This window comes from Streptomyces sp. NPDC046712, from assembly GCF_040645695.1.
In the GTDB taxonomy this organism is placed as follows: domain Bacteria; phylum Actinomycetota; class Actinomycetes; order Streptomycetales; family Streptomycetaceae; genus Streptomyces.
In genome coordinates, this window is sequence record NZ_JBEYYW010000003.1 from 263007 (window position 1) to 287327 (window position 24321).

The 24321-nt window shown below is 71.0% G+C and carries 21 protein-coding genes, 1 tRNA gene and 1 pseudogene; 7 read left to right on the forward strand and 16 right to left on the reverse strand.

Annotated elements, in window-relative coordinates:
* Positions 1-720, forward strand: coding sequence for an ABC transporter permease subunit (locus tag ABZ939_RS05710; RefSeq protein ID WP_361849661.1), 720 nt, complete (start codon positions 1-3; stop codon positions 718-720).
* 126 nt (positions 721-846) lie between these two features.
* Here the strand turns inward: ABZ939_RS05710 and ABZ939_RS05715 are convergent, their stop codons facing one another.
* The gene (locus ABZ939_RS05715) at positions 847-2103 is read right to left on the reverse strand and encodes an MFS transporter (protein ID WP_361849663.1); all 1257 of its coding nucleotides are present in this window, start codon (positions 2101-2103) and stop codon (positions 847-849) included.
* A gap of 164 nt (positions 2104-2267) precedes the next feature.
* Positions 2268-2930 (reverse strand): annotated as a pseudogene (locus ABZ939_RS05720) (FCD domain-containing protein); the annotation flags it as partial.
* Positions 2931-3056: 126 nt separating this feature from the next.
* On the opposite strand from ABZ939_RS05720, the gene lpdA reads away from it, so the two are divergent.
* The 3 genes from lpdA (at position 3057) to ABZ939_RS05735 (ending at position 5423) form a co-directional block, all read left to right on the forward strand.
* Positions 3057-4460: a dihydrolipoyl dehydrogenase gene (gene lpdA / locus ABZ939_RS05725; RefSeq protein ID WP_361849665.1), complete on the forward strand. Its 1404-nt coding sequence runs from the start codon at positions 3057-3059 to the stop codon at positions 4458-4460.
* Between the two features lie 95 nt (positions 4461-4555).
* On the forward strand, positions 4556-5173 hold the full coding sequence (locus tag ABZ939_RS05730) for a rhomboid-like protein (RefSeq protein WP_361849667.1): 618 nt from the start codon (positions 4556-4558) through the stop codon (positions 5171-5173).
* 165 nt (positions 5174-5338) lie between these two features.
* A tRNA-Ser gene (locus tag ABZ939_RS05735) sits at positions 5339-5423 on the forward strand.
* A gap of 120 nt (positions 5424-5543) precedes the next feature.
* On the opposite strand, the gene ABZ939_RS05740 is transcribed toward ABZ939_RS05735, so the two are convergent.
* From ABZ939_RS05740 to ABZ939_RS05780, 9 genes are all read right to left on the reverse strand, one after another.
* A complete protein-coding gene (locus tag ABZ939_RS05740; protein WP_361849669.1) occupies positions 5544-6350 on the reverse strand; it encodes an HAD family hydrolase in 807 nt (268 codons plus the stop codon).
* Positions 6347-7636 carry a serine--tRNA ligase gene (serS, locus tag ABZ939_RS05745; RefSeq protein WP_361849671.1) on the reverse strand — a complete coding sequence of 430 codons (1290 nt, stop codon included), beginning with the start codon at positions 7634-7636 and terminating at the stop codon, positions 6347-6349. The genes ABZ939_RS05740 and serS overlap by 4 nt, the downstream gene beginning before the upstream one ends.
* 563 nt (positions 7637-8199) lie before the next feature.
* Positions 8200-9135 (reverse strand): prephenate dehydratase, encoded by a 936-nt coding sequence (gene pheA / locus ABZ939_RS05750; protein WP_361849673.1) that lies wholly within the window; start codon positions 9133-9135, stop codon positions 8200-8202.
* A gap of 28 nt (positions 9136-9163) precedes the next feature.
* Positions 9164-10393: an iron uptake transporter deferrochelatase/peroxidase subunit gene (efeB, locus tag ABZ939_RS05755; RefSeq protein ID WP_361849989.1), complete on the reverse strand. Its 1230-nt coding sequence runs from the start codon at positions 10391-10393 to the stop codon at positions 9164-9166.
* Positions 10394-10437: 44 nt separating this feature from the next.
* Positions 10438-12456, reverse strand: coding sequence for a copper resistance protein CopC (locus tag ABZ939_RS05760; protein ID WP_361849675.1), 2019 nt, complete (start codon positions 12454-12456; stop codon positions 10438-10440).
* Between the two features lie 24 nt (positions 12457-12480).
* The gene (locus ABZ939_RS05765) at positions 12481-12966 is read right to left on the reverse strand and encodes a copper chaperone PCu(A)C (protein ID WP_361849677.1); all 486 of its coding nucleotides are present in this window, start codon (positions 12964-12966) and stop codon (positions 12481-12483) included.
* On the reverse strand, positions 12963-13694 hold the full coding sequence (locus ABZ939_RS05770; RefSeq protein ID WP_361849679.1) for an SCO family protein: 732 nt from the start codon (positions 13692-13694) through the stop codon (positions 12963-12965). The genes ABZ939_RS05765 and ABZ939_RS05770 overlap by 4 nt, the downstream gene beginning before the upstream one ends.
* Positions 13695-13722: 28 nt before the next feature.
* The gene (locus ABZ939_RS05775) at positions 13723-14475 is read right to left on the reverse strand and encodes a YcnI family protein (RefSeq protein WP_361849681.1); all 753 of its coding nucleotides are present in this window, start codon (positions 14473-14475) and stop codon (positions 13723-13725) included.
* 114 nt (positions 14476-14589) lie between these two features.
* Positions 14590-15393, reverse strand: coding sequence for a hypothetical protein (locus ABZ939_RS05780; RefSeq protein WP_361849683.1), 804 nt, complete (start codon positions 15391-15393; stop codon positions 14590-14592).
* 220 nt (positions 15394-15613) lie between these two features.
* Here ABZ939_RS05780 and ABZ939_RS05785 point away from each other — a divergent pair, with 220 nt between their 5' ends.
* On the forward strand, positions 15614-16051 hold the full coding sequence (locus tag ABZ939_RS05785) for an ATP-binding protein (protein WP_361849685.1): 438 nt from the start codon (positions 15614-15616) through the stop codon (positions 16049-16051).
* A 108-nt stretch (positions 16052-16159) separates the two neighbouring features.
* Here ABZ939_RS05785 and ABZ939_RS05790 read toward each other — a convergent pair whose 3' ends face one another.
* Together ABZ939_RS05790 and ABZ939_RS05795 are read right to left on the reverse strand one after the other, a co-directional pair.
* Positions 16160-17644: an aminopeptidase P family protein gene (locus tag ABZ939_RS05790; RefSeq protein WP_361849687.1), complete on the reverse strand. Its 1485-nt coding sequence runs from the start codon at positions 17642-17644 to the stop codon at positions 16160-16162.
* Between the two features lie 103 nt (positions 17645-17747).
* A complete protein-coding gene (locus tag ABZ939_RS05795) occupies positions 17748-19274 on the reverse strand; it encodes a PP2C family protein-serine/threonine phosphatase (RefSeq protein WP_361849688.1) in 1527 nt (508 codons plus the stop codon).
* 381 nt (positions 19275-19655) lie between these two features.
* Between ABZ939_RS05795 and ABZ939_RS05800 the strand changes: the two genes are divergently transcribed.
* Together ABZ939_RS05800 and ABZ939_RS05805 are read left to right on the forward strand one after the other, a co-directional pair.
* On the forward strand, positions 19656-20336 hold the full coding sequence (locus ABZ939_RS05800) for a bifunctional DNA primase/polymerase (protein WP_361849690.1): 681 nt from the start codon (positions 19656-19658) through the stop codon (positions 20334-20336).
* A 249-nt stretch (positions 20337-20585) separates the two neighbouring features.
* Positions 20586-21158 carry a hypothetical protein gene (locus tag ABZ939_RS05805; protein WP_361849692.1) on the forward strand — a complete coding sequence of 191 codons (573 nt, stop codon included), beginning with the start codon at positions 20586-20588 and terminating at the stop codon, positions 21156-21158.
* A 213-nt stretch (positions 21159-21371) separates the two neighbouring features.
* Here ABZ939_RS05805 and ABZ939_RS05810 read toward each other — a convergent pair whose 3' ends face one another.
* From ABZ939_RS05810 to ABZ939_RS05820, 3 genes are all read right to left on the reverse strand, one after another.
* Entirely contained in the window at positions 21372-22340 is a 969-nt protein-coding gene (locus ABZ939_RS05810) for a DUF5926 family protein (protein ID WP_361849694.1), read from the reverse strand.
* Positions 22341-22729: 389 nt separating this feature from the next.
* Complete coding sequence (locus ABZ939_RS05815) at positions 22730-23332, reverse strand: ATP-binding protein (protein ID WP_361849696.1); 603 nt, start codon at positions 23330-23332, stop codon at positions 22730-22732.
* A gap of 73 nt (positions 23333-23405) precedes the next feature.
* The gene (locus tag ABZ939_RS05820; protein WP_361849698.1) at positions 23406-24227 is read right to left on the reverse strand and encodes a glycerophosphodiester phosphodiesterase; all 822 of its coding nucleotides are present in this window, start codon (positions 24225-24227) and stop codon (positions 23406-23408) included.
* Positions 24228-24321: the final 94 nt, after the last annotated feature.

Consider the following 24321-nt stretch of genomic DNA (forward strand, 5'->3'; position numbering starts at 1 on the left):
ATGTACAACCCCACAGTCGCCCGGCTCACCTACCGGGCCCTGCTCGGCCGCCGGCGGGCGCTGATCCTCTTCGCGCTGCCCGCGCTCCTGCTGGTGATCGCCGCCGCGGTACGGGCGTTCAACGGCGCGGACGACCAGATCGCCGCCGACGTCCTCGGCGGTTTCGCGCTCGCCACGATGGTGCCGCTGATCGGTGTCATCGCCGGAACGGGCGCGATCGGCCCGGAGATCGACGACGGTTCGATCGTCTATCTGCTGTCCAAGCCGGTGAAGCGGCCCACGATCATCTTCACCAAGCTGATCGTGGCGATCGCCGTGACCATGGTCTTCTCGGCGGTGCCCACGTTCCTCGCGGGCCTGATCCTCAACGGCAACGGCCAGCAGGTGGCGGTGGCGTACACCGTCGCGGCGCTGGTCGCCTCCATCGCGTACAGCGCGCTCTTCCTGCTGCTCGGCACGGTCAGCCGCCACGCGGTGGTCATCGGGCTGGTCTATGCGCTGGTCTGGGAGGCCCTGTTCGGCTCCCTGATCGCCGGCGCGAAGACGCTCAGCGTGCAGCAGTGGGCGCTCGCGGTGGCCCAGAAGGTCAGCGGCGAGGGCCTGGTCACCTCGGACGTCGCCCTGCCGACGGCGGTGGCGCTGCTGATCGGTGTGACGGTCCTGGCGACCTGGTACGCGGGCCAGAAGCTGCGGACGCTGAAGCTGGCGGGCGAGGAGTAGAAACCGAGGGGCGGAACCGGCGAGCAGACGCCGGCGAGCAGACGCCGGGGTCGGGGGCCCGGGGCCGGGGACGCGAAGAGGCTCAGTGCCGATGAGTTCAGCGCCGAAGAGATTCGCCGATGAGGCTCAGACCTTGGCGTCCCTGGCCGCCAGCAGTCCGACCCCCAGGGCCGCCGCGCAGACACACAGCACCAGCACGATCGGCACCGTCCAGGAGCCGGTCGCCTGGTGGACCGCGCCGGCGGCCAGAGGCCCGGCCGCGGCGAGCAGATAGCCGACGGTCTGGGCCATGCCGGAGAGCCGGGACGCGGTGGCCGCGTCGCCCGACCGCAGCACGATCAGGGTCAGGGCGAGGCCCACCGCCCCGCCCTGCCCGACGCCGAGCAGTGCGGACCACAGCCAGGCCCCCTGCACCGGGGCGGTCATCAGCCCCGCGTAACCCGCCGCGACCAGCGTCGTGACGAGGACGACCAACGGGCGCTGCGTCCGCATCCGGCCCGCGAGCAGCGGCACCGCGAACGCCCCCGCCACCTGGATCAGGTTGTTGAAGGCGAAGATCACGCCGGCCGTCGAGCGGCTCATCCCATGGTCCGTGAAGATCGTGGGCATCCAGGCGATCAGGACGTACGACCAGAGCGACTGCAGCCCCATGAACAGCGTCACCTGCCACGCCAGCGCCGAGCGCCAGACGCTCCTGGCGGGCGCCGCCGGGACGGCCCGTACCTCATGTCCCGTACGGCCCCGGGCTGTCAGGACCTGCGGCAGCCAGGCCAGCGCGGCGAGCGCCGCGAGCAGCGACCAGAACCCCAGGGACGCCTCCCAGCCGCCGCCGAGGGCCTGCTCCAGCGGCACCGACGCCGCCGCGACCACCGTCGCGCCTGCGATCATCGCGCCCGTGTAGAGCGAGGTCATCGACGCGGCCCGGTCGGGGAAGTCCCGCTTGATCAGGCCCGGCATCAGGACGTTGAGCAGGGCGATCGCCGTGCCGACCAGGACGCCGCCGCCGTACAAGGCGTACACGGACGGCAGGACGCGCACCAGGATGCCGGCGCCGAGCAGGACGAGCGCCGCGAGCAGTACCGGTTCGGCGCCGAAGCGCCGCCCGAGCCATGGCGCCACCAGCGCGCCGACGCCCAGGAAGAGCACCGGCACGGACGTGACCAGCGAACTGGCCGTCGACGACAGGCCGAAGGCCGCCGCGATCTCGCCCACCAGCGGTGACACGCTCGCCAGCGCGGCCCGCATGTTGAGCGAGGCCAGCACGATCCCGGCCAGCAGGAGGGCCGGGTGGGCGAGCAGCGCCCGCCGCCCCGCCGCCCCCTGGGCCGAGGGGAGGACACCGGCCTCGGCGTCGAGGACCGGTGGCCGGGACTCGGTCCTCACCGGGCCTCACCCGTCCGCGCCTCGCCCGCCCGAGCTCCACTCGCCGACGCCTCACCCGGCGACGCCTCACCCGCCCGCGCCTCACCGGCCCGCTTCCCGTCCGCCGGTGTCCCGCCCACAGGGGCCTCGCCCGTCGGCTTCCCGTCCGCCGGCGCCTCTTCCGTCAGCGCCGTGATCGTCTCCAGCGGCACCCGCAGCAGCTCCCGCGCCCCCGCCTCAGCGGCCTCGGCGTCCCCCGCCTCGATGGCCGCGACCAGCGTCTCGTGGGCGTCGATGTCGACCGGCGGCATCTCCCGGTCGCCGAGCGCCTCCACCAGCACCTCGTGCACCTGCGTGGAGAAGAAGCGGTACACCTCGATGAGGGCCGTGTTGTGCGTGGCCTCGACAACGGCGAGGTGGAAGGCCATGTCCGCGTCCGCGGCCCGGTCGCCCTCCTCGCGGAGGGTCGTCAGCGCCGCCCGCAACCGCAGCAGGTCGTGCGTGTCCCGCCGTACCGCCGCGAGGCGCGCCGCCTCCGCCTCCAGGGCCATCCGCAGCTCCGTGACGTCCCGTGCACCCGCATGGCGCACTCCGCGCAGGACGGCTGCCGGATCGGCGGTCGACCTGACAAAGGTGCCGTGGCCCTGGCGGGACTCCAGGAGACCCGCGTGGACCAGAACCCGTACCGCCTCGCGGACCGTGTTGCGCCCCACGCCCAGCTGCTCGGCGAGCTCGTGCTCGGTCGGAATGCGGTCCCCGACACCCCACTCGCCCTCCGCGAGCTGCTCGCGCAGCTGCTCCACCACGGAGTCCACCAAGGAGGTCCGCCCCGCCGCCTTCAGCGCCATCACCACTCCACGAAGAGATATTCGCCCGGTTGCCCGGTCATCCTACAACTGACGGGCCGAGAGGCACCGGACTACTGTGGGCCCGTACGCGGACACGAACACCCTCACCACCTTCGGGAGTCAGTCATGTCAGACCGCTTCGACGTCGTCGTACTCGGAGCTGGCCCCGGCGGCTACGTCGCCGCCATCCGCGCCGCCCAGCTGGGCAAGCGGGTCGCGGTCGTCGAAGAGAAGTACTGGGGCGGTGTCTGCCTGAACGTCGGCTGCATCCCCACCAAGGCGCTGCTGCGCAACGCGGAGCTCGCCCACATCTTCAACCACGAGGCGAAGACCTTCGGCATCAAGGTCGACGGCACGGTCTCCTTCGACTACGGCGAGGCGTTCCGCCGCAGCCGCACGGTCGCGGACGGCCGGGTCAAGGGCGTCCACTTCCTGATGAAGAAGAACGGCATCACGGAGTTCGACGGCCGCGGCACCTTCGTCGACGCGAACACGATGCAGGTCGCCAAGTCCGACGGCACCACGCAGACGATCACGTTCGACAACTGCATCATCGCCACCGGCGCCACCCCGCGCCTGCTGCCCGGCACGGCCCGCAGCGAGCGCGTCGTGACGTTCGAGGAGCAGATCCTCGCCGAGGACGTTCCGCAGTCGATCATCATCGCCGGCGCGGGCGCGATCGGCATCGAGTTCGCGTACGTGCTCCACAACTACGGCGTGAAGGTCACCGTCGTCGAGTTCCTGGACCGGATCGCTCCGCTGGAGGACGCGGACGTCTCCAAGGAGCTGGCCAAGCAGTACCGCAAGCTCGGCATCGACGTCCTGACCTCGACCCGTGTCGAGACGATCGACGAGTCGGGCCCGCAGGTCCGCGTCACCGTCACCGGCAAGGACGGCGCGCAGAAGGTCCTGGAGGCCGACAAGGTCCTGCAGGCCATCGGCTTCGCCCCCAACGTCTCCGGCTACGGCCTGGAGAACACCGGCGTCGCGCTGACCGACCGTGGTGCCATCGACGTCGACGGCCGTTGCCGCACCTCCGTGCCGCACATCTACGCCATCGGCGACGTGACCGCGAAGCTGATGCTCGCGCACACCGCCGAGTCCATGGGTGTCGTCGCCGCCGAGACCATCGGGGACACCGAGACCATGGAGCTCGACTACCCGATGATCCCGCGCGCCACCTACTGCCAGCCGCAGATCGCCAGCTTCGGCTGGACCGAGGCGCAGGCGCGGGAGCAGGGGTACGACGTCAAGGTCGCCAAGTTCCCCTTCACGGCCAACGGCAAGGCGCACGGCCTCGGCGACTCCACCGGCTTCGTGAAGATCATCAGCGACGGGAAGTACGGCGAGATCATCGGCGCCCACCTGATCGGTCCCGACGTCACCGAGCTGCTGCCCGAGCTGACGCTGGCGCAGCAGTGGGACCTGACGGTCCACGAGGTCGCGCGGAACGTCCACGCGCACCCGACGCTGGGCGAGGCCGTGAAGGAAGCGATCCACGGCCTTGCCGGACACATGATCAATTTCTGAGGTTTCTCCCACCTCGGGGTGGTAGGCACGGAAGAGTGCCGACCTTGGAACCCTGCCCGCCGGGTGGCGAACCGTCCCGACCGATCAGGTCGTGGGTGCGTTCGTCACCCGGTACGCATGTCTGGCTGCTCGTCATCGCGATCACCAGCATCGTCATCGCGCTGTCCTCCGCCGGCCTGGAGCACTACCTCCTGCACCGCAACAGCAGCAATCTGCACCAGCTCTCCCACCACCCGCTCCAGGCCCTGGTCGGCAGCGCGTTCTGGATCGAGAACCCCTCCACCTTCGTCCCGTACGCGGTGCTGTTCGAGGTCTTCCACGCGCCCGTGGAGCGGTGGCTCGGCATGCCGAAGTGGCTCTTCACGGTCGCCACGGCCCACATCGCGGCGACGCTCATCAGCCAGAAGGTCGTCCTGCAGGCGATCCAGGACCATGACGTGCCGCGCAGCATGGCGCATGTGGTGGACATCGGCGTGAGCTACGGGCTCGCGGCGTCGGTCGGGATCCTGACGTACCGGATCCCACGGCCCTGGCGGTGGCTCTATCTGGCGGGGGCGGTGGCCTTCGTCGCCGTACCGCTCTGTACGAGCCATACGTACACGGATCTGGGGCACGCGGTCTCGCTGGCGATCGGGCTGGCATGTTGGCCGTTGACGCGCGGTGTGCCGCGCGGAAAACCGGTGGCTGCCGAACCTCCGCCGCACGCACACTAGTTGCGCGGGAGATGCCCGCCGTGAGACCGGGGAGGAGCACGACGATGACCGACACCAGTTCGAGCCGGAGTTCGAGTCCGTCGAGCTCCCTGCAGGGCGGCGCCCCCTAGCGCCGCCGGGGCGGCCGCTTCGAGCGCGCGGGTTCTCCGCGCGGGCCGCCCACCCGGAGGATTGGCCGAGCGGTAAGGCACTGGCTTGCTAAGCCATGGTCGGGGTCACCCCCGCGCGCGTTCGATTCGCGCATCCTCCGCAGACCGCGAACACCCGCAGACCGCAAGCACCCGCAGACCGGGAACACCCGCAGACTGGGAACACCCGCAGACTGGGAACACCCGCAGACCGGGAACACCCGCGTAGCAGCAACCCGCCCCTACGCCGCGAGCAGACGCTCCAGGACGACCGCGATGCCGTCCTCCTCGTTCGACGCCGTCACCTCGTCCGCGACCGCCTTCAGGGCGTCGTGCGCGTTGGCCATCGCCACACCCCGCGCCGCCCAGCCGAACATCGGGATGTCGTTCGGCATGTCGCCGAAGGCGATCGTCTCCGCCGCCTTCACACCCAGCCTGCGCGCCGCGAGCGACAGGCCCGTGGCCTTGGTCAGACCCAGCGGAAGGATCTCCACGATCCCGGCACCGGCCATGACCACGTCCACCAGGCTGCCGACGGTCTGCCGGGCGGCACCCGCCAGCTCGTCGTCCGACAGCGTGGGGTGCTGGATGTAGAGCTTGTTCAGCGGGGCGGACCACAGCTCCGTCGGGTCCTTGAAGAGGACCACCGGCAGCGGCCCCTCCTGGAGCCGGTAGTCGGCGCTGACCAGCACTTCGCCGTCCAGGCCGTCGCGGCTGGCGGCGATTGCCAGCGGCCCGACCTCGGCCTCGATCTTCGACAGCGCCAGGCCGGCCAGCTGCCGGTCCAGGGTCACCGAGGTCAGCAGCCGGTGCTCGCCCGCGTGGTAGACCTGCGCGCCCTGACCGCACACCGCGAGCCCCTCGTAGCCGAGGTCGTCGAGGATGTGCCGGGTCCAGGGCACGGACCGGCCGGTGACGATGATGTGTGCCGCCCCCGCCGCCACCACGGCGGCGAGGGCGTCTCGCGTACGTTCCGAGACCGACTCGTCGGCCCGCAGCAGCGTGCCGTCGAGGTCCGTCGCGACGAGCTTGTACGGGAACGGGCTCACTTGGAGATCGGCTCCAGGACCTCGCGGCCACCCAGGTACGGCCGCAGCACCTCGGGCACCCGCACCGAACCGTCCGGCAGCTGGTGGTTCTCCAGGATCGCCACGATCGTGCGCGGTACGGCGCAGAGCGTGCCGTTCAGCGTCGCCAGCGGCTGCACGACCTTCTTGCCGTTCCGCTCGTCACGCATCCGCACGGACAGGCGACGTGCCTGGAAGCCGTCGCAGTTCGACGCCGAGGTCAGCTCGCGGTACTTGCCCTGCGTCGGGATCCACGCCTCGCAGTCGAACTTGCGCGAGGCGGAGGCACCGAGGTCGCCGGTGGCCACGTCGATGACCTGGAAGGGCAGCTCGAGGCTGGTCAGCCACTGCTTCTCCCAGTCGAGGAGCCGCTTGTGCTCGTTCTCGGCGTCCTCCGGAGCGACGTACGAGAACATCTCGACCTTGTCGAACTGGTGGACGCGGAAGATGCCCCGGGTGTCCTTGCCGTACGTGCCGGCCTCGCGGCGGAAGCACGGCGAGAAGCCGGCGTAGCGCAGCGGGAGCTTGTCGGCGTCGATGATCTCGTCCATGTGGTACGCGGCGAGGGGGACCTCGGACGTACCGACGAGGTAGTAGTCGTCCCGCTCCAGGTGGTACACGTTCTCCGCGGCCTGGCCGAGGAAGCCGGTGCCCTCCATGGCACGCGGGCGGACCAGCGCCGGCGTCAGCATCGGGATGAACCCGGCCTCGGTCGCCTGGGCGATCGCCGCGTTGACGAGGGCCAGCTCCAGCAGGGCGCCGACACCCGTCAGGTAGTAGAAGCGCGAGCCGGAGACCTTGGCGCCCCGCTCGACGTCGATGGCGCCCAGCGCCTCGCCCAGCTCCAGGTGGTCCTTGGGCTCGAAGCCCTCGGCCGCGAAGTCGCGGATGGTGCCGTGCGTCTCGAGGACGACGAAGTCCTCCTCGCCGCCCACGGGCACGTCCGCGTGGACGATGTTGCCGAGTTGGAGCAGGAGCGCGCGGGCGGTCTCGTCGGCCTCGTTCTGCTCGGCCTCGGCAGACTTGACGTCGGTCTTGAGCTGCTCGGCCCGCTGCAGGAGCTCGGCGCGCTCCTCGGGCGTGGCCTTGGGGATCAGCTTGCCGAGCGCCTTCTGCTCGGAACGGAGCTCGTCGAAGCGGACGCCGGACGACCTGCGCCGCTCATCGGCGGAGAGCAGGGCGTCGACGAGCGCGACGTCCTCTCCACGGGCGCGCTGGGAGGCGCGAACACGGTCGGGGTCCTCACGGAGCAGGCGAAGGTCAATCACCCCACCAGGCTACCGGTGCGGGCTCGTGACACCCCAACCGGATATAGCCTTGCGTGTCGCTTTGCCCGAATTGCCGGGATTGAACAATGCTTACGCTTTTCGTCAATAAACCGGCCGCGAGCCCCCGAAAAGGGGCGGATCGACACCCACGGCTTGACCGAACCGCCCAGTGGATCAAGGGACTTCCCTCGACTTCTCCACAGCGGTGCGCGCCGCCGAGAGTTTTCCACAGCCTGTGCGAAAGGTCTGTGGATCGTGAACGCATTCCTGGGGGCAATCGCGATCAAACCCGCCTCGCCCACTCTTCCGAGTGGGAATTCCTCGCTCTATAGAGTTGATCAAGGGAATTGGGGTGACGCGGGTCGACATCGACCCTGTGGGCGGACGCAAGGTGACCGGGGCGATTTGTCGACCTTGCCCGAGCGCGATATCGACTTGTCCCCAGGTCGAGCCGGTCGCCTGTGGATAACTATGGGGCCGAACGGAAAATATGCAGGTAGGACTAGTGGTTCAAACCTGTGGACGACCGGCCTCGGCAAAAGGGGCGATGGGCCACGATCGGATCAGGCCCGACCGTCCTGGGCCCTCGCCAGCCAATCGGAGGCCGCCATGAACTCCCCGTCCGACGTCCCGCGCCGCAGCGCCCGCACGTCCTTCACCGCGACACCCGCCCGCGGATACGACCCGAGGAACCGCACCTTCGGACAGATGCGCTTCAGACCCATGAGCGCCTCGCCCACGCGCCGGTCGGAGATATGGCCCTCGGCGTCCACGGCGAAGCAGTAGTTGCCGATGCCCGCGCCCGTCGGGCGGGACTGGATCAGCATCAGGTTGACCCCACGCACCGCGAATTCCTGGAGCAGCTCGAGGAGGGCACCCGGATGGTCATCACCCAGCCACAGCACGACCGAGGTCTTGTCCGCGCCCGTCGGGGCCGCCGGCCGGGCCGGCCGACCCACCAGGACGAACCGGGTCTCTGCGTTCTCCGCGTCGTGGATCTCGGTGACCAGGGCCTCCAGGCCATAGGTCGCCGCAGCGAACTCGCCGGCGAAGGCCGCGTCGAAACGGCCCTCCTGCACGAGCCGGGCCCCGTCCGCGTTCGACGCGGCCGACTCCCACAGGGCGTCGGGCAGGTGGGCGCGCAGCCAGTTCCGTACCTGCGGCTGGGCCACCGGGTGACCGGTGACCGTCTTGACCTCGGACAGCTTGGTGCCCGGCCGGACGAGCAGGGCGAAGGCGATCGGCAGGACCACCTCGCGGTAGATCATCAGCGGCTCGCCGGAGGCCAGCTCGTCCAGGGTGGCGGTGACCCCGCCCTCCACCGAGTTCTCGATCGGTACGAGGGCGGCGGCGGCCTCCCCGTTGCGTACGGCGTCCAGCGCGGCCGGGACGGAGACCATCGGGACGAGCTCCCTGGTCGCGGCCTCGGGCAGCGTACGCAGCGCGGCCTCCGTGAAAGTGCCTTCGGGACCGAGATACGTATACCGGGTGGCTGACATACGGTCACCCTAATAGGCGCCGGGCCCCTCAGGCCTCCAGCAGCCGCTGGCCCACGTACTCGCCCTCGGCCGCCCCGCCCGGTACGGCGAACAGGCCGCTGGCCTCGTGGCGGATGAACGCGGACAGCGCGTCGCCCCGGTCGAGCTTGCGCTGCACGGGGACGAAGCCCCTCAGCGGATCGGCCTGCCAGCAGATGAAGAGCAGCCCCGCGTCGGGTGTGCCGTCCGGTCCGATGCCGTCGTGGAAGGAGAACGGCCTGCGGAGCATCGCCGCTCCGCCGTTCTGTTCGGGGGCGGAGATACGGGAGTGGGCGTTGTCCGGGATGACCAGCTTCCCGTCCGGTCCGACCTTGTTCAGATCGAGTTCGGTCGTCTCGCTCCCGCCGGTCAGCGGCGCGCCGTCCGACTTCCGCCGACCGATGACCTTCTCCTGCTTGTCGAGGGGGAGCTGCTCCCAGTCGTCGAGCAGCATGCGGATCCGGCGTACGACGGCGTACGAGCCCCCGGCCATCCACTCCTGGGCCCCAGAGGCTCCTGAGGCACCGGCCGGGACGAAGATCCGCCGGTCGAAGTCGGGATCGGTGGGCTTCGGGTTGCCGGTGCCGTCCACCTGACCCATCAGGTTCCGGGCCGTCATCGGCTTGGCGGTGGCACCGGCGGACCGGTTGAAGCCGTTCATCTGCCAGCGGACCCTGGCCGCCGAGCCCGCGTCCTTCTGCAGTGCGCGCAGTGCGTGGAAGGCGACCAGCGCGTCGTCCGCACCGATCTGCACCCACAGGTCGCCCTCCGACCTCTTCGGGTCGAGCGCGTCGGCCGAGAAGGCGGGCAGCGGGTCGAGCTGCGTCGGGCGGCGCGCGGTGAGTCCCGTACGGGAGAAGAAGGAGTGACCGAAGCCGAAGGTGACCGTCAGGGAGGAGGGACCCGCGTCCAGGGCGATGCCGGTGTCGTCGGTCGACGGCTTGCCCGCCATCAGCGCCTTGGCAGTCGCCGACCAGCGGCGCAGCAGTGCGGCGGCCTCTTTCCGGCCGGCGCCCGGCGTGAGGTCGAAGGCGATCAGATGACCCCGCGACTGAAGCGGAGTGGTGATCCCCGCCTGATGTTTCCCGTGAAACATCGCCTGCGTCGCCCCGACCGTCGTCAGCGCCTTCGCATCGCCGGCGGAGGGGCCGGAGTCGGCGACCGCCGCGTACACCCCGGCGCCACCGGCGGCACCGAGTGCGATTCCGGCCGCGCCCGCGGCGCCGACCGTGCCGAGCATCCGCCGCCGGGAGATCTCAAGGTTGTCGTCGTTGCTCACGTGGGTCAGCCGATCTTCACGTTCTTGTCGATGGTGGTCTGGTCGATGTCGGAGGTACGGACCGTCACCTGGATCTGCCATTCGCCGGCCATCGGGATCTGGACGCCGTTCGCGCTCCAGTGTCCGGTCTGGATCCGGTCGGGTACGACCGGCAGCGGGCCGACGTTCTTCTCCTTCAGGGTGAAGGCGACCTTGATCTCGGGGACGTCCAGCGGGCGGCCGTTGGGCCGGTCGACATAGATGTGCAGGGCGTTGGCGCCGGTACGGCCGGGGTCGAGGCTGAGCCGTACCGTGCCCTTGCCGTCCACGCCCCCGGTGTCGAAGGGCAGCCGGATGTCCACGGGCCGCTCGGGTACGGCGGTCGATCCGGACGCGGACTGGGAGCGCCCCGCCTCTTCCTCCGTGCGACCCGGTTCGGTCGAGGTCAGGACGGTGGTCACGGCGAGCAGGACGACGGCGACGACGGCCTCGGTCAGGACCGAGCGGCGCAGGCCGGTCCGCTCGGGGTCGGCGTCGCGGTCGCGCTTCTTGCGGGCGGTGGCGACGGCGGCCCGCTGCCGGGCGAGCTGCGCGGCCCGCACGGGGTCGACATCCGCCCCCTCGGCGGCGGAGGTGCCGGTGCCGGTGGCCTCTACGGCCTCGTCGTCGGCTTCGTCGATGCCTTCGGCTTCGGTGTTCTCGGCGCCTTCGGTGTCTTCGGTGTTCGCGGTGTTCGCGGTGTTCTCCGCGTTCTCTGTGTTCTCGGTGTTCACGGCGTCGTCGGCGGAAGCCTCGGTCTCGGCCGGTGCGCCGAGCCGCTGGGTCCACCGGCGGGAGATCCAGGCGATGCCCACGAGCACGGCCACGAGTCCGACCTTGACCAGCAGCAGCTGTCCGTAGGCCGTGCCGGTCAGGGCCGACCAGGAGCCGACCTGTCGCCAGGACTGGTAGATCCCGGTCGCCGCCAGGACGACCACCGACCCGAAGGCGACCTTCGAGAAGCGCTCGACGGCCGCCCGTTCGATGCCGGGTGCCCGGTAGAGCGAGACGAGCAGGGCGGTCAGACCGCCGAGCCAGGCCGCCACCGCCAGCAGATGCAGGATGTCGACGGGCATCGCGATCCCCGGCTGCAGGCCGGTCGAGGCGTGCTCGGCGAGGGCCCAGGTGCCCGCGATGCCGGCGGCCACCACGGTGCCGCCGATCGCGAGGCCGAAGGTGAGGTCCTTCTTCTCCTTCTCGTCGGTCCGCTTCGTGTACGCACCGAACAGCACGGCGACGAAGAGCGCGGCCGCGCCCAGGAGCATCAGGCGGGAGATGAGCGCGGCGCCGGTCTTCGTCTCCAGGACGGACTTCAGTCCGCCGAGGTCGAAGGCGTCGCCGAGTTCGCCGGAGCCGGTGTACGGGTTGCGCAGCAGCAGCATGACCAGGGTGGCCGCGGTGAGGGTCAGCCAGCCCCTGACCACGAGCCGCTGCACCGGACGCACGGCGGCGCCGCGCGGCCAGCAGGCGAGGACGAAGGCCCCGCCGCCGACGAGGACGACGAAGCCGGCGTAGGAGAGGTAGCGGGCGATGCCGTACAGCGTGCCGACGAGCCCGCCGCCGGCTTCCTGGTCGGGCAGGGCCACGGAGGTCTGGGAGGGGGCGCCGATGGAGAAGGTGAAGGCGCCCGCGATGGGGTGGCTGTCGGCGGAGACGGTCTGCCAGGCGACGGTGTAGGTGCCTTCCGGCAGACCGGAGCGGAGCCCTACTCCGTACTTGACGATCGATCCGCTGCACAGGTCGCGGATCTCTCCGGTGTCGACCCTCTTCCCCGCCGGGTCGAGGACCCGGATCGAGTCGGCGCTCATGGCGACCTGTTCGGAGAAGGTGAGGTGGACGTCCTTGGGGGCGGTGGCGACCACCGCCCCGTCCTTCGGGTCGCTGCCGGTGAGCGCGGCATGCGCGGACGCGGGGGCGGCGCCGGCGAGCAGTGTGCCGAGGAGCGCGGCCGCGACGAGCAGCAGCCGGGTCAGGGCGGTTCCGAGGCGCGGGGCGGTGGCTGGCATGAGTGTGTCAGTCCCTCAAGTAGCTCAGTGCTGCTTCGGGTTGTGGGTGGCGGCCTCGACGGGAAGGTCGACCTTGATGGGGTCGGCCTTCTCGAAGTGCAGCTCGATGCTGACCTTCTCGCCCTGCTTCGGCTTGGTCTTCAGCCCCATGAACATGATGTGGCTGCCGCCGCGTTCGAGCTTCAGCTCACCGTTGGCAGGGATGTCGAAGGACTTCACCTGCTGCATCTTCTGGTTCTTCGTCTCGTGGATCTGGACGTCGTCCGAGATCGGGCTGGTGACGGAGGTGAGCTTGTCCGCGGTGGTGCTGTCGTTCTTGATGGTCAGGAAGCCGCCGGCCATGTCCATCACGGGCTGCGGCATGAACGCGCCGGAGACCTTCAGTTCGGGCTTGCCGTCGGAGCCTTCGGAGCCGTCTGAGCTGTCGGACGAGCACCCCGTCAGTGCCAGGCCCCCGGTCAGAGCTATGGCGGCGATCAGGGTGGTGGTGCGGGTGGTGCGGCGGTTCACGGGTTCTCCCCCTTGATGATCTTCGGCAGGTCCTTGGCGTAGTCGTCGATGGTCGTGTCCTCGCCGTACAGGACGTAGCCCTGGTCGGTCGTGGGCGAGAACGCGATCACCTGGGCTCCGTGCATGGAGACGACCGAGCCGTCCTTCTCCTTCTTCGGCGGGTCGATGCCGATGCCGATCTGGCGGGCGCCCGCCTGGATCGTGGAGAAGTCGCCGGTGAGACCGGTGAAGGAGGGGTCACCGGCGGCCGGCAGCCACTTGGCCAGTTCGGCCGCGGTGTCCCGCTCGGGGTCGGTGGTGACGAAGACGACCTGGAGCTTGTCCTGGTCCGCCTTGGGGAGCTGCTTCTTGGCGATGGCGATGTTGCTCATCGTCAGCGGGCAGACGTCGGGGCAGTGCGTGTAGCCGAAGTAGATCAGCGTCGGCTTGCCCTTGGTCCGCTCGCGCAGGTCGAACTTCTGGCCCTTGGTGTCCGTGAGGACGAGGTCGGGCTTGGTGAACGGCCGGTCGAGGACCGTCGCCGCCTTGGTGCTGTCGCTCTCGGTGGAGACCTCGGCGACCGCTCCGGTGCCGGAGCCCTTCGCCTTGCCGTCGCCTCCGCCGAGGCCGACGACGGCCGTCACCGCGAGGGCGGCGACGACCGCGACGGCCGCGGCGATCAGCGGGGCGCGACGGCTCGGCCGGCCCTGCTCATCGGTCTTCGGGTCGGTCGACTTCTGGACTGACATGTCTGGCGTTCTCTCTGCGGGAAGGGGGTCAGGCCGAGCGGCGACGGCCGGCGAGGACACCGAAGGCGACACCCGCGATGCCCACGAGGATGCCGACGATGCCGAGCACCCGCGCGGTGGTGTCGCTGGAGCCGGAGTCGGCGTGGGAGCCGGCGGCCTCGGTGTGGGACTTCTCGTCGTGGCCGGCCTTGTCGTGGCCGGCCTTGTCGTCCGCCTTGGCGGCCCCGCCGCCGTGGTGGTCACCGGTCGCGGCGGACAGCTTCAGGACGGGAGCCGGGTTCTGCGGCTCGTCCGCGCCCTCCTTCGACTCCTCGATCCAGCGGACGACCTCGTTGTTGTCGTAGGTCTGGATGGCCTTGAGGACGAGCTGGTCGGTGTCCTCCGGCAGCTGGCCGAGGGAGAGCGGGAACTGCTGGAACTGGCCGGGGCCGATCTTCGAACCGTCCGCGGTCCAGGTGACCTTGGAGACGGCCTCGTTGATCTTCTTGCCGTGCAGCTCAAGCGGCTTGGCCAGCTTGGCCTTGGTGACCTCGGCCTTCCAGCCCGGCACCGGCTGCGGCATCACGGACGCGAGCGGGTGGTCGGTGGGGAAGTTGACCTCGACCTTGACGGTGGAGGCGTTGTCGCGCTCGTTGGGGACCTTGATGTTGACGGTCGCGTAGCCGCCCTTCGCGGCCTCGCCCTGCGGCTGCACGCTGACGTGCGCGAAGGCGGTGCCGGAGAGCAGGACCACGGAGGAGAGGGCGATGCCACCGGCGAGGGCGATACGGGAAACGTTCATGGCAGAAGACACTCCAGCTCGGGAGAGATAGGGAGAGGCGGGCACGCCGGACCGCAGGACGATCGGTCGGGCGCGCGCGGATCACCGCGGCCCGCTCCCGGTGAGCGGTCCGCGTCAGGCTGCGAGGACGCAGGCGGCGGCCGGCGGGCCGCGCCGGATCACCGTGTGCTGGAGTGCCGCCGCGGCGGGCGGCGGAGTGTTGTCGGCCGCGGTACGGGCGGCATGGCGCGGCCCGGCCGCCGGAACCCCGGGAAGGCCGGCGAGCAGCGCCCGTACGAGAGCCAGTGCGGCGCGCAGGGAGCGGACGAGGGCGCCTTCCGCGAGCTCGGTCGCCCCCTGGGCGGAGAGTCGGACGAGCCGGCCGAGGGCGAGGTCGCCGCGGCGCAGCAGCCAGCCGGTGGCGAGCGCGGCCAGCAGGTGGCCGAGCACCATCGGCAGGTCGGGCAGGAGGCCGGCGTTCTGCGCTGCCCCGGTCGCCAGGTGGGCGGCGTGGGTGGGGTGCGCGTGGGCGGCGGCGTCGGCCGGGTCGAGGCCGGCGTCGGTGATGATCCGGGTCGCGTCCGCGGGACTGATCGCCGCGGCGCCCGCGCCGCAGACGAGCTTGGCGGCCATGCGGATCAGCGCGTCGTCGGAGGCCGGGCCGAGGCCGGAGGCCGTGAGCGGACGCTGTCCGAGGCCGAACAGGACGTGCAGTCCGAGCTGTCCGCCGGCCAGCGCCGTGACGATGACCGGCAGCGAGCGCTCGCGCCCGGTGAAGAGCACGGTGATCCCGAAGATCCCGAGGAATCCGGCGACCACGGTCCACAGTGCGATGCCCGCGCACGCGGCGAGGGCGTGTCCGAGCCCGGACAGCACGACGCAGACCGCGGTGAACACCGCGGCCCTCAGCAGGCGTGGTGCGAGCGCGGGGGCAGACATGGCGGGCCCATCATCGCACCAGGCCCGCGCCCGCCATACGGCAGGTCCGGAAGATCACCCTTTGTTGCCTTCGGGCCTGACATACACCGGCCTACGGCGTGCCCACATCCGCCGAATGAGGGCTCTTGTGCTCCCCAGGGGCTTACGGACCCCTTAGGGCGGCAATAGGTATCGGTATGTCGCGCCGCAGCATGTCGAGCCGCAGCCAGGAGGCTGAAGCATGAGCATCTGGTGGTCTCTCCATCTGCGGCGTGAGGCTGCGAGCGTTCCGCTCGCCCGGCGACTCCTTCTCGGCACGATGGAGACCGCGGGCGTCGATCCGGACGTGTCGTACGAGTTGTCGGTCGCCCTGACAGAGGCGTGCGCGAACGCCGTCGAGCACGGTGGTGACACCGGTTCGGGCATGGCGTCGGAGGCGTACCGGGTCACCGCCTATCTGGACGGCGAGACCTGTCGGATCGAGGTGGCGGACTCGGGTCCCGGCTTTTCCGGCTCGCCGCTTCCGGCCGCCCCGGATGCGGAGAACGGCCGCGGGCTGCGGCTGATCGAGGAGTTGGCCGACCATGTCCACTTCGGCCGTACGGGCCGGGGCGGGGCGCTCGTCAGCTTCGACAAGATCGTCAAATGGCGGGCCGACGCCCCTCTCGCGCTGACCTGAGACCTGCGAGCTGTGACCTGTGACGGTGACGAGTGACGAGTGACGTTCGTACGAGAAGGGCCCCCGCCGATCGCGTCGACGGGGGCCGTTCTCGTACGGATGAAGAGGTCAGCCCTTCAGGGCGGCCATCCACGCCTCGACCTCGTCGGCCTGGCGCGGCAGCGAGTCGGAGAGGTTCCGGTTGCCGTCCTCGGTGACGAGGATGTCGTCCTCGATGCGGACGCCGATGCCGCGGTACTCCTGCGGCACGGTCAGGTCGTCGGCCTGGAAGTACAGGCCCGGCTCGACGGTCAGGCACATGCCCGGCTCGAGGGTGGTGTCGACGTAGGCCTCGGTGCGCGCGGCGGCGCAGTCGTGGACGTCCATGCCGAGCATGTGGCCGGTGCCGTGCAGGGTCCAGCGGCGCTGGAGGCCGAGCTCCAGGACGCGCTCGACCGGGCCCTCGACCAGGCCCCACTCGACGAGCTTCTCCGCGAGCACGCGCTGGGCGGCGTCGTGGAAGTCGCGGTAGCCGGCGCCGGGCTTGACCGCGGCGATGCCGGCCTCCTGCGCCTCGTAGACGGCGTCGTAGATCTTGCGCTGGAGCTCGGTGTAGCGGCCGTTGATCGGCAGGGTGCGGGTGACGTCGGCGGTGTAGAGCTCGTTGGTCTCCACGCCGGCGTCGAGGAGCAGCAGGTCGCCGGAGCGGACCGGGCCGTCGTTGCGGACCCAGTGCAGGGTGGTGGCGTGCGGGCCGGCGGCGCAGATGGAGCCGTAGCCGACGTCGTTGCCCTCGACGCGGGCGCGCAGGAAGAAGGTGCCCTCGATGTAGCGCTCGCTGGTGGCCTCGGCCTTGTCGAGGACCTTGACGACGTCCTCGAAGCCGCGGGCGGTGGAGTCGCAGGCCTTCTGCAGCTCGGCGATCTCGAACGCGTCCTTGATGAGGCGGGCCTCGGAGAGGTAGACCCGCAGTTCCTCGTCGCGTTCGGCGGTGACCTTGTCGGTCAGCGCCGCCTCGATGCCGGCGTCGTGGCCGCGGACGTTGCGGACCGGGCCGGTGGCCTCCTTGAGGGCGGCGGTCAGCTCGCGGACGTCCTTGGCCGGGATGCCGAGCAGCTGCTCGGCCTCGGTCAGGGAGTGGCGGCGGCCGACCCAGAGCTCGCCCTGGCCGTCGAGCCAGAACTCGCCGTTCTCGCGGTCGGAGCGGGGCAGCAGGTAGATCGTCGCCTGGTGGCCGCTCTTGACGGGCTCCAGGACGAGGACGCCGTCCTGGGTCTGGTCGCCGGTGAGGTAGGCGTACTCGGTGGAGGCGCGGAAGCTGTACTCGGTGTCGTTCGAGCGGGTCTTCAGGTTGCCGGCCGGGATCACCAGGCGCTCGCCCGGGAAACGGGCGGACAGGGCGGCGCGGCGGGCGGCGGTGTGTTCGGCCTGCGCGATCGGCCGCAGGTCGTGCAGCTCGGTGTCGGCCCAGCCGGACTTCATGTTCTCGGCGAGCTCGTCGGAGACGCCCTGGTACAGGCCGTTCTTGCGCTGCTTGATCGGTTCCTCGCCCGCTGCGTCAGCAGCAAGGTTCAACTCAGCTTCCGGGGTCTCCGGGGTGAGCTCCTCGGCCACGGGTCTGCCTCCTCTTGGTACGACACTGAACCCCCACCATCGTACGGTCGTACGGAAGGGGGCCCAGGGCCGGAAGACCCATTACCGCTGAGTCACATACCGGTCACTCGAAGCGGGCGGCGAGCAGGACCACGTCCTCCCCGGCCCCGGCGGTGTCGAGGCCCTCGGGCAGCAGGGTCCGCAGTACGTGGTCGGCGATGGCGCCCGGGTCGGTGCGGTCCGCCTTCGGCACACTCGCGGCGGCCGCGTGGAGCCGCGCGAAGGCCCGGTCCATCGGGTCGCCGGTCCGGCGCAGCAGCCCGTCGGTGTACAGCAGCACCGTTTCTCCGGGGGCTGGGGCGATCTCGATGCTGGGCGCCTCCCAGCAGGCGAGCATCCCGAGGGGCGCGGACAGGGAGGTCTCGACGAACTCGGTGCGGTGGTCGCCGATGATCAGCGGCGGGGTGTGTCCGGCTCCGGCGAGGACGAGCTTGCGCTGCTTCGGCTCGGAGTAGGCGAAGAGCGCGGTGGCCGAGCGGGCGGGCTCGGTCAGCCGGAGCAGGAGTTCCAGGTCGGAGAGGACGGCGACGGGGTCCTCGCCCTCCATGACCGCGTACGCGCGCAGGGAGGCGCGCAGTCGTCCCATGGCGGCGAGCGCACTCGGTCCGGTCCCGGACACGGAGCCGACGGCGAGCCCGAGGGCGCCCTCGGGCAGCGGCAGCGCGTCGTACCAGTCGCCACCGCCCTGGGGGCCGGTGCGGTGGCGGGCGGCGAGCTGGACGCCGGGGACCCGGGGGAGGCGGCTGGGCAGCAACTCCTCGGCGACGGTGGCGACCTGGACGCGGGCGCGTTCCAGCTCCAGGAGGCGGGCGAGGTGTTCGGTGGCGTACCGGCCGTAGAGGCCGACGAGGTGGCGCTGGCGTTCGACGGGTTCGGCGGGTTCGTCGTACAGCCAGACGACGGCGCCGAGTTTGCCGGCGGCCTCGGTGGCGAGGGGGAGGGCGTAGCTGGCGGCGTAACCGAGCCTGGCGGCGACCTCGCGGTGGCGCGGGTCGAGCTCGGCCTCGCCGAGGAGGTCGGGGACCGCGATCGGGTCGGGGACCGTCCGGGAGCCGGCCGGTTCGGGGAGGCCGTCGAGGATGCGGCCGTAGGAGGTGGCGCTGCGCGGCACGGTCTCGATGGTGCCGAGCTCGGCGTGGGCGAGTCCGAGGCCGACGGTGGAGGCCGGGCCGAGTCCGTCGGCGGGTTCGAGGACGGCCATGCCGCGGCGGGCTCCGACGAGGGCGGCGCCGGCGCGGAGCACCTCGCGCAGTGCCTCGTCGAGCGAACCGGTCGTGACCAGGCGTTCGGTGAGTTCGTGGAGGGTGGTGAGATCGGAGACCCAGCTGGCCAGCCGGTCCTGGATCATCTCGCCGGGGATGCCAGGGAGGGGCGCGGCGGTCGGGATGACGGGCGGAACGGGCGCGGTAGTGTGCGCGGGCGAAGGAACCGTGGAATCGATTCCGGCCACTTTCGGCAGGTGTGGGGCGCTCATGTCGACCGGCTTTCCGACCGGTGCGTTTCGCTCATTAGCATCGCAAACCCCCATGTCAATCTGCGCCGCTAGCAATGCATCCACATGTACACGCACAAGAGGAGCGATGTCCAGCATTGTCCCCACGGGACTTGTGGTGTCTGTGGTGTTTGACAGAAGGGTTGAAGTGCAGGCCAAGTTGGCTGAAAATTACCCCCACCGTGCACCATTTGCGGTCGACTGGCGTCGTTTGAAAGCGCGTTGATTTGAACGTGATGGGTACGTAGACGGTGATGGCCAGGGGCAGTTGAAGCAGCCCCGGAACCTGGCAGGGTGCCTGGGCGTCCTCACCGCCGCAGGCCGCGCCCCTCGAGTGGACGACGAGCCTCAGCTCGGCCCCTCCCGCCCCACCGCACGGGGCGGTGAACCGCCGACCTTGTACGCGCTGATACGCACGGTGAAGAGATCTGCACGTGGTGTGATGTGGATTCGGCGTTCAACGGAAAGGAACGAGCGCTCATGCGCGAGATCCTCGGAAGGCGACGCAGGTTCCGGTTCCGGCGCAAGGAAAGGACCGTCCAGCTCGACGCGGCGCTCACCTGCGCCACCGAATGGGGCTGGCCCGTACTGCCCGGCGTGGGGCTGAAGACGACGACGCGTACGTCCGGAGGGGTCGGCTGCGCCTGCCCCGACCCTGAGTGCGTCGTCCCCGGCGCACACCCCTTCGACCCCGGACTGCTCGCGGCCACCACCGACGAGCGCATGATCCGCTGGTGGTGGACCCGGCGCCCGGAGGCTCCGGTCGTCCTGGCCACCGGCGGCACGGCGCCCTGCGCGGTGAGCCTGCCGGCCGTCGCGGGCGCACGCGCCCTGGCCGCCCTCGACATCATGGGCATGCGGCTCGGCCCTGTGGTGGCGACGCCGACCCGCTGGTCGCTGCTGGTCGCCCCGTACAGCCTCGAACAGCTCGGTGAACTCCTCTACGCGAAGGACAGCGTGCCCAGCTCGCTGCGCTTCCACGGCGAGGGCGGCTACCTCCTGCTGCCGCCCTCGGTCGCGGGGACGGGGCAGGTGCGCTGGGAGCGCGCCCCGCTGGCGGGCTCGGCCAGGCCGTGGCTGCCGGACGTGGAGGCGGTGGTGGACGCGCTGGTGGAGGCGAGCACGGGCGCGCCGGGCGGCGGCAGCAGGCTCGCGTACTGACCGGTGGACGGGCGCGTGCTGGCCGGTGGACGGGCGCTGACCGGCGGGCGGGCGCTGACCGGCGGGCGGGCGCGTGCCGACTGACAGGCGGGCGCCGGAGTCGTAGCCGACGCGCCCCCATCACCCGAACGGGTGTGAGGCTGCCCGACTTGTACGGGATATGGGCGCGCGGCGCGCCGCGCGCCCCGGATCCGCCGATATCTTCGGCCCACCGTTCACGAGTCGCAGCCAGCCGGGCAGGTGGGTCCCATGAATCTCCGCATGATCGGGCTCGGGGCCGCCGTGGTGTGTGCCACGCTGCTGCCGCTGGTCGCCCTGGCGGGTCAGGCGGCCGGCCCGGTGCCCGGCGACGACGCGAAGCCGAAGGCCGACGGCGGCCTGCTGCCGGGGCTCGGCCTCGGCGCACCCGCGGAGCAGCCCACCGCCCCGCCCACGGCCGTGACGCAGCCCTCGCCCGCGGAGCTTCCCCGTCGCACCTCGCTTTGCGGACCCGAACTGACCTCCCCCGACGGGATCGAGGCGCAGACCTGCGTCCTCACGGAGGAGCCCGACACCTGGGCGCGTACGTACTACCGCAACGCCACCGGCCAGCGGCTGGACGCCGTACTCACCCTGATGGGCCCCGCCGGGCGGACCGTACAAGTGCGCTGCGCCGTTCCCGCACAGGACGAACCGGGGGCCTGCGAGACGCCCAGGGAACGCGCCCGGGGTGCGGCTTCGGCGTATTCGGCGGTGGCAGAATTCGCGGGCGCGGGAGAGGGCGACAGTACTCCGCTGTTGCTGCGGTCGGGGAGCAATGCGGCGGGTGCGGGCGGCAGTTGAGCCGCGGGACGGGATCCGTCCGGGCATGAGAAGGCCCGATCGCTGGCGACGGGGGATGCACCAGCGACCGGGCTTCTAGAACCGTAACAAGAGATCTGCGGTTCGCAAATTCGATCTCGGTTATTCGGACAGGGATTTACCTGACCGCGCCGGAGAGTTGTGGCGGAAGTCACCGACTGATCGGTCTGTCAGTCACCACAGCCACCCCGGAGGTCAGCTGAGAGTGACCTGACGGTTGGTGAGACCGCCGCGCGCCCGGCGCTCCTCCGGGGTCAGCGGGGCGTCCGAGGCGAGCGCCGCGGCCAGCCGCTCGGCGAACTCGGCGGCCGGCTTCTCGCACTCGTCGGCGCCCATCGACGTCGGCAGGTCCCAGACGGGGACCATCAGGCCGTGGGCCCGGAAGGAGCCGACCAGCCGCGTGCCGTCGCCGAGGGAGGAGGTGCCGGCCGCGTGCAGGCGGGCGAGCGCGTCGAGGAGCTTCTCCTCGGGGTGCGGCATGACCCAGCGCAGGTGGTTCTTGTCCGGGGTCTCGCACCAATACGCGGAGTCCACACCGGTCAGCTTGACGGTGGGGATCGCGGCGGCGTTGGCGCGCTCCAGGGAGGCGGTGACCTCGGGGTTGGAGTTGTCGGCGGACTCCGGAATCCAGAATTCGAAGCCCTCGTGCACGACCGGCGCAAAATCGCCGTTCGGGTCGAGCAGGTCCTGCAGGCGGGGACCCTCGGCGGGCACGCGGCGACCGGCGACCGGGGTGCCGGGCTCCGCCTCCAGGGCGCGCTGCAGGGTGTCGGCGAGATCGCGGGCGAGATCGCCGGAGGAGGAGTCGTTCTGCAGCGCGAGCAGCACGGAGCCGTCGTCGCGGCGCAGCGCCGGCCACGCCATCGGCAGCACGGTCGCGAGCGTCACGGACGGCACGCCCTCGGGCAGCCCGTCCTTCAGGGTGAGCGGGACGGTGGCGGCGGGCACCAGCTCGCGCAGCGCGACCCAGTCGCACTCGCCGGGCAGTCCCTCGAAGGGACGCTGGACGAGCTCGGTCACGGCGTGTGCGGCGGCCCGGCCGTGACACGCCTTGTAGCGGCGGCCCGAACCGCACGGGCACGGCTCGCGCGCACCGACGACCGGGATCTCCCCGTTCGTGACCTGTGCCTTGGCGGCCTTCGTCTGGGGGCGCTTCTTGGCCATGGTGTGGCTTTCTCCCGATAGCGGCAGTGCTTGGTGCAGGGCCGTGCTCGATGCACGGCTCTGTGTCGGGCGAGCCTAGCCGTACGGAAGCGATGTGGGGCTCAGGCCGGGGCAGTTCGCTGTCCGGGCCGCTGCGCGGTCCGATGTCCGGCCTGTTCGCGCGGGCTGTCGGGGCGGCTGGCCGCCCTGTTCGCCCTGCCCGGTGTCCGGTCCGTCGCCCGGCCTGTTCGCGCAGTCCGTGTCCGGGCCGCGGCCCGGCCTGTTGCGCTGCCCGCTGCCCGCTGCCCGCTGCCCGCTGCCCGCTGCCCGCTGCCCGCTGCCCGCTGCCGGGCCTGCGGCTGGTCCTGGTCCTGGTCCTGTCGGAGCGGGCTGTCCGGTCTTCGGTTTCTTCAGTCCAGGTCGTCGTACGCGTCCAGGAACTCGAAGCCCGAGCCGCCGCCGACCCTCGCCGCGAAGTCCTCGCGCCGATGGCCCTCGGTGACGACCACCCAGACCGTGACCTCGCCCGTCGCGCTGTCCCGTACGCCCCAGTCCTGAGCCAGCGCGCTGATGATGTTCAGCCCACGGCCGCCGCGAGCGGTGACCGAGGGCGTCGACGGAACAGGTCGCGTAGGACCACCGCCGTCCGTCACCTCGACCGTCAGGCCACCCGCCGCGTCGACGCGCCACGCGGCTCGGACATCCCCGTCACCCACATCGGCCCGTCCCAGCGGCCTGCCGTGCCGGCAGGCATTGCTGAGCAGCTCGGAAAGGATCAGTACCGCATCGTCGACGACCGATTCGGACATCCCGCTGCGGCTCAACTGCTCCCGCATACGGTGTCGCGCCTTACCCACGCCCGCAGGGCCATGGGGTACGGCCATGCTCGACGACGTGGGCACCTCCTGTGCCACCACCAACGCCACCCCCGAGACCTCCTTTGCCCCACGCCACGGTGTGAATGCCCCAATGGCCTGGACCGGAAACCGGCCAATGAGCCTCCGGTGACGCACTCGTGACGATCGAGTACGAGCCGAACGCGCCGGTGCACTCCCTGTAAGGCCCGATACGGGTGGGGAGAACGGGTCAAACGCGGCCCAACTGGGACAGCACCTGCTTCGGGCGATTGGTGATGATCGCGTCCACGCCGAGCCGCTCGCACAGCTCCACGTCCTCCGGATCGTCCACAGTCCACACGTGGACCTGGTGTCCGGCCTTCTGGAGCCGAAGGATCACGGTGGGGTGGTGGCGGACGATCCGGATCGACGGTCCGGCGATCCGCGCGCCCGCCGGCAGCCGTCCGTCGCGCAGGCGTGGGGTGACGAACTGCGACAGCGAGACGATGGGCAGGGTCGGCGCGGCGGCCGCGATCCGGCTGAGCGAGCGCGGCGAGAAGCTCATGACGCGTACCGGGGAGTCTTCGGGGGCGGCCGGCTCCGCGAGGCCGAAGCGCTTGAGGAGGTGGAGCAGCCGCTCCTCCACCTGGCCCGCCCAGCGAGTGGGGTGCTTGGTCTCGATGGCGAGCTCGACGCGCCGTCCCGCGTCCGAGACCAGCTCCAGGAGACGTTCCAGGGTGAGTACGGAGGTGAGCTCGGGGTCCCTCCAGTCCGGGCTCTCGCCCGCCTCCTCGCGCCCCTTCCAGGTGCCGAAGTCGAGCGCGGCGAGGTCCGCGAGCTCCAGGGCGGAGACGGCGCCGCGGCCGTTGGAGGTGCGGTCGACGCGTCGGTCGTGGACGCAGACGAGGTGGCCGTCGGCGGTGAGCCGGACATCGCACTCGAGGGCGTCGGCGCCGTCCTCGATGGCCTTCACATAAGCGGCCAGGGTGTGTTCCGGGGCGTCCTCGGAGGCTCCGCGGTGGGCGATCACCTGGACGGGGACGCGGTTCGTGTGCTGCCGTGCGTGGGTCACCGCGTCATGGTGCCATTGGCGGGGCGGCCGTACGGGATCGCGTCCGTTCTGTCCGTATATAAAGAATTGGGTGCGGACACACAGCTCCGGCTTA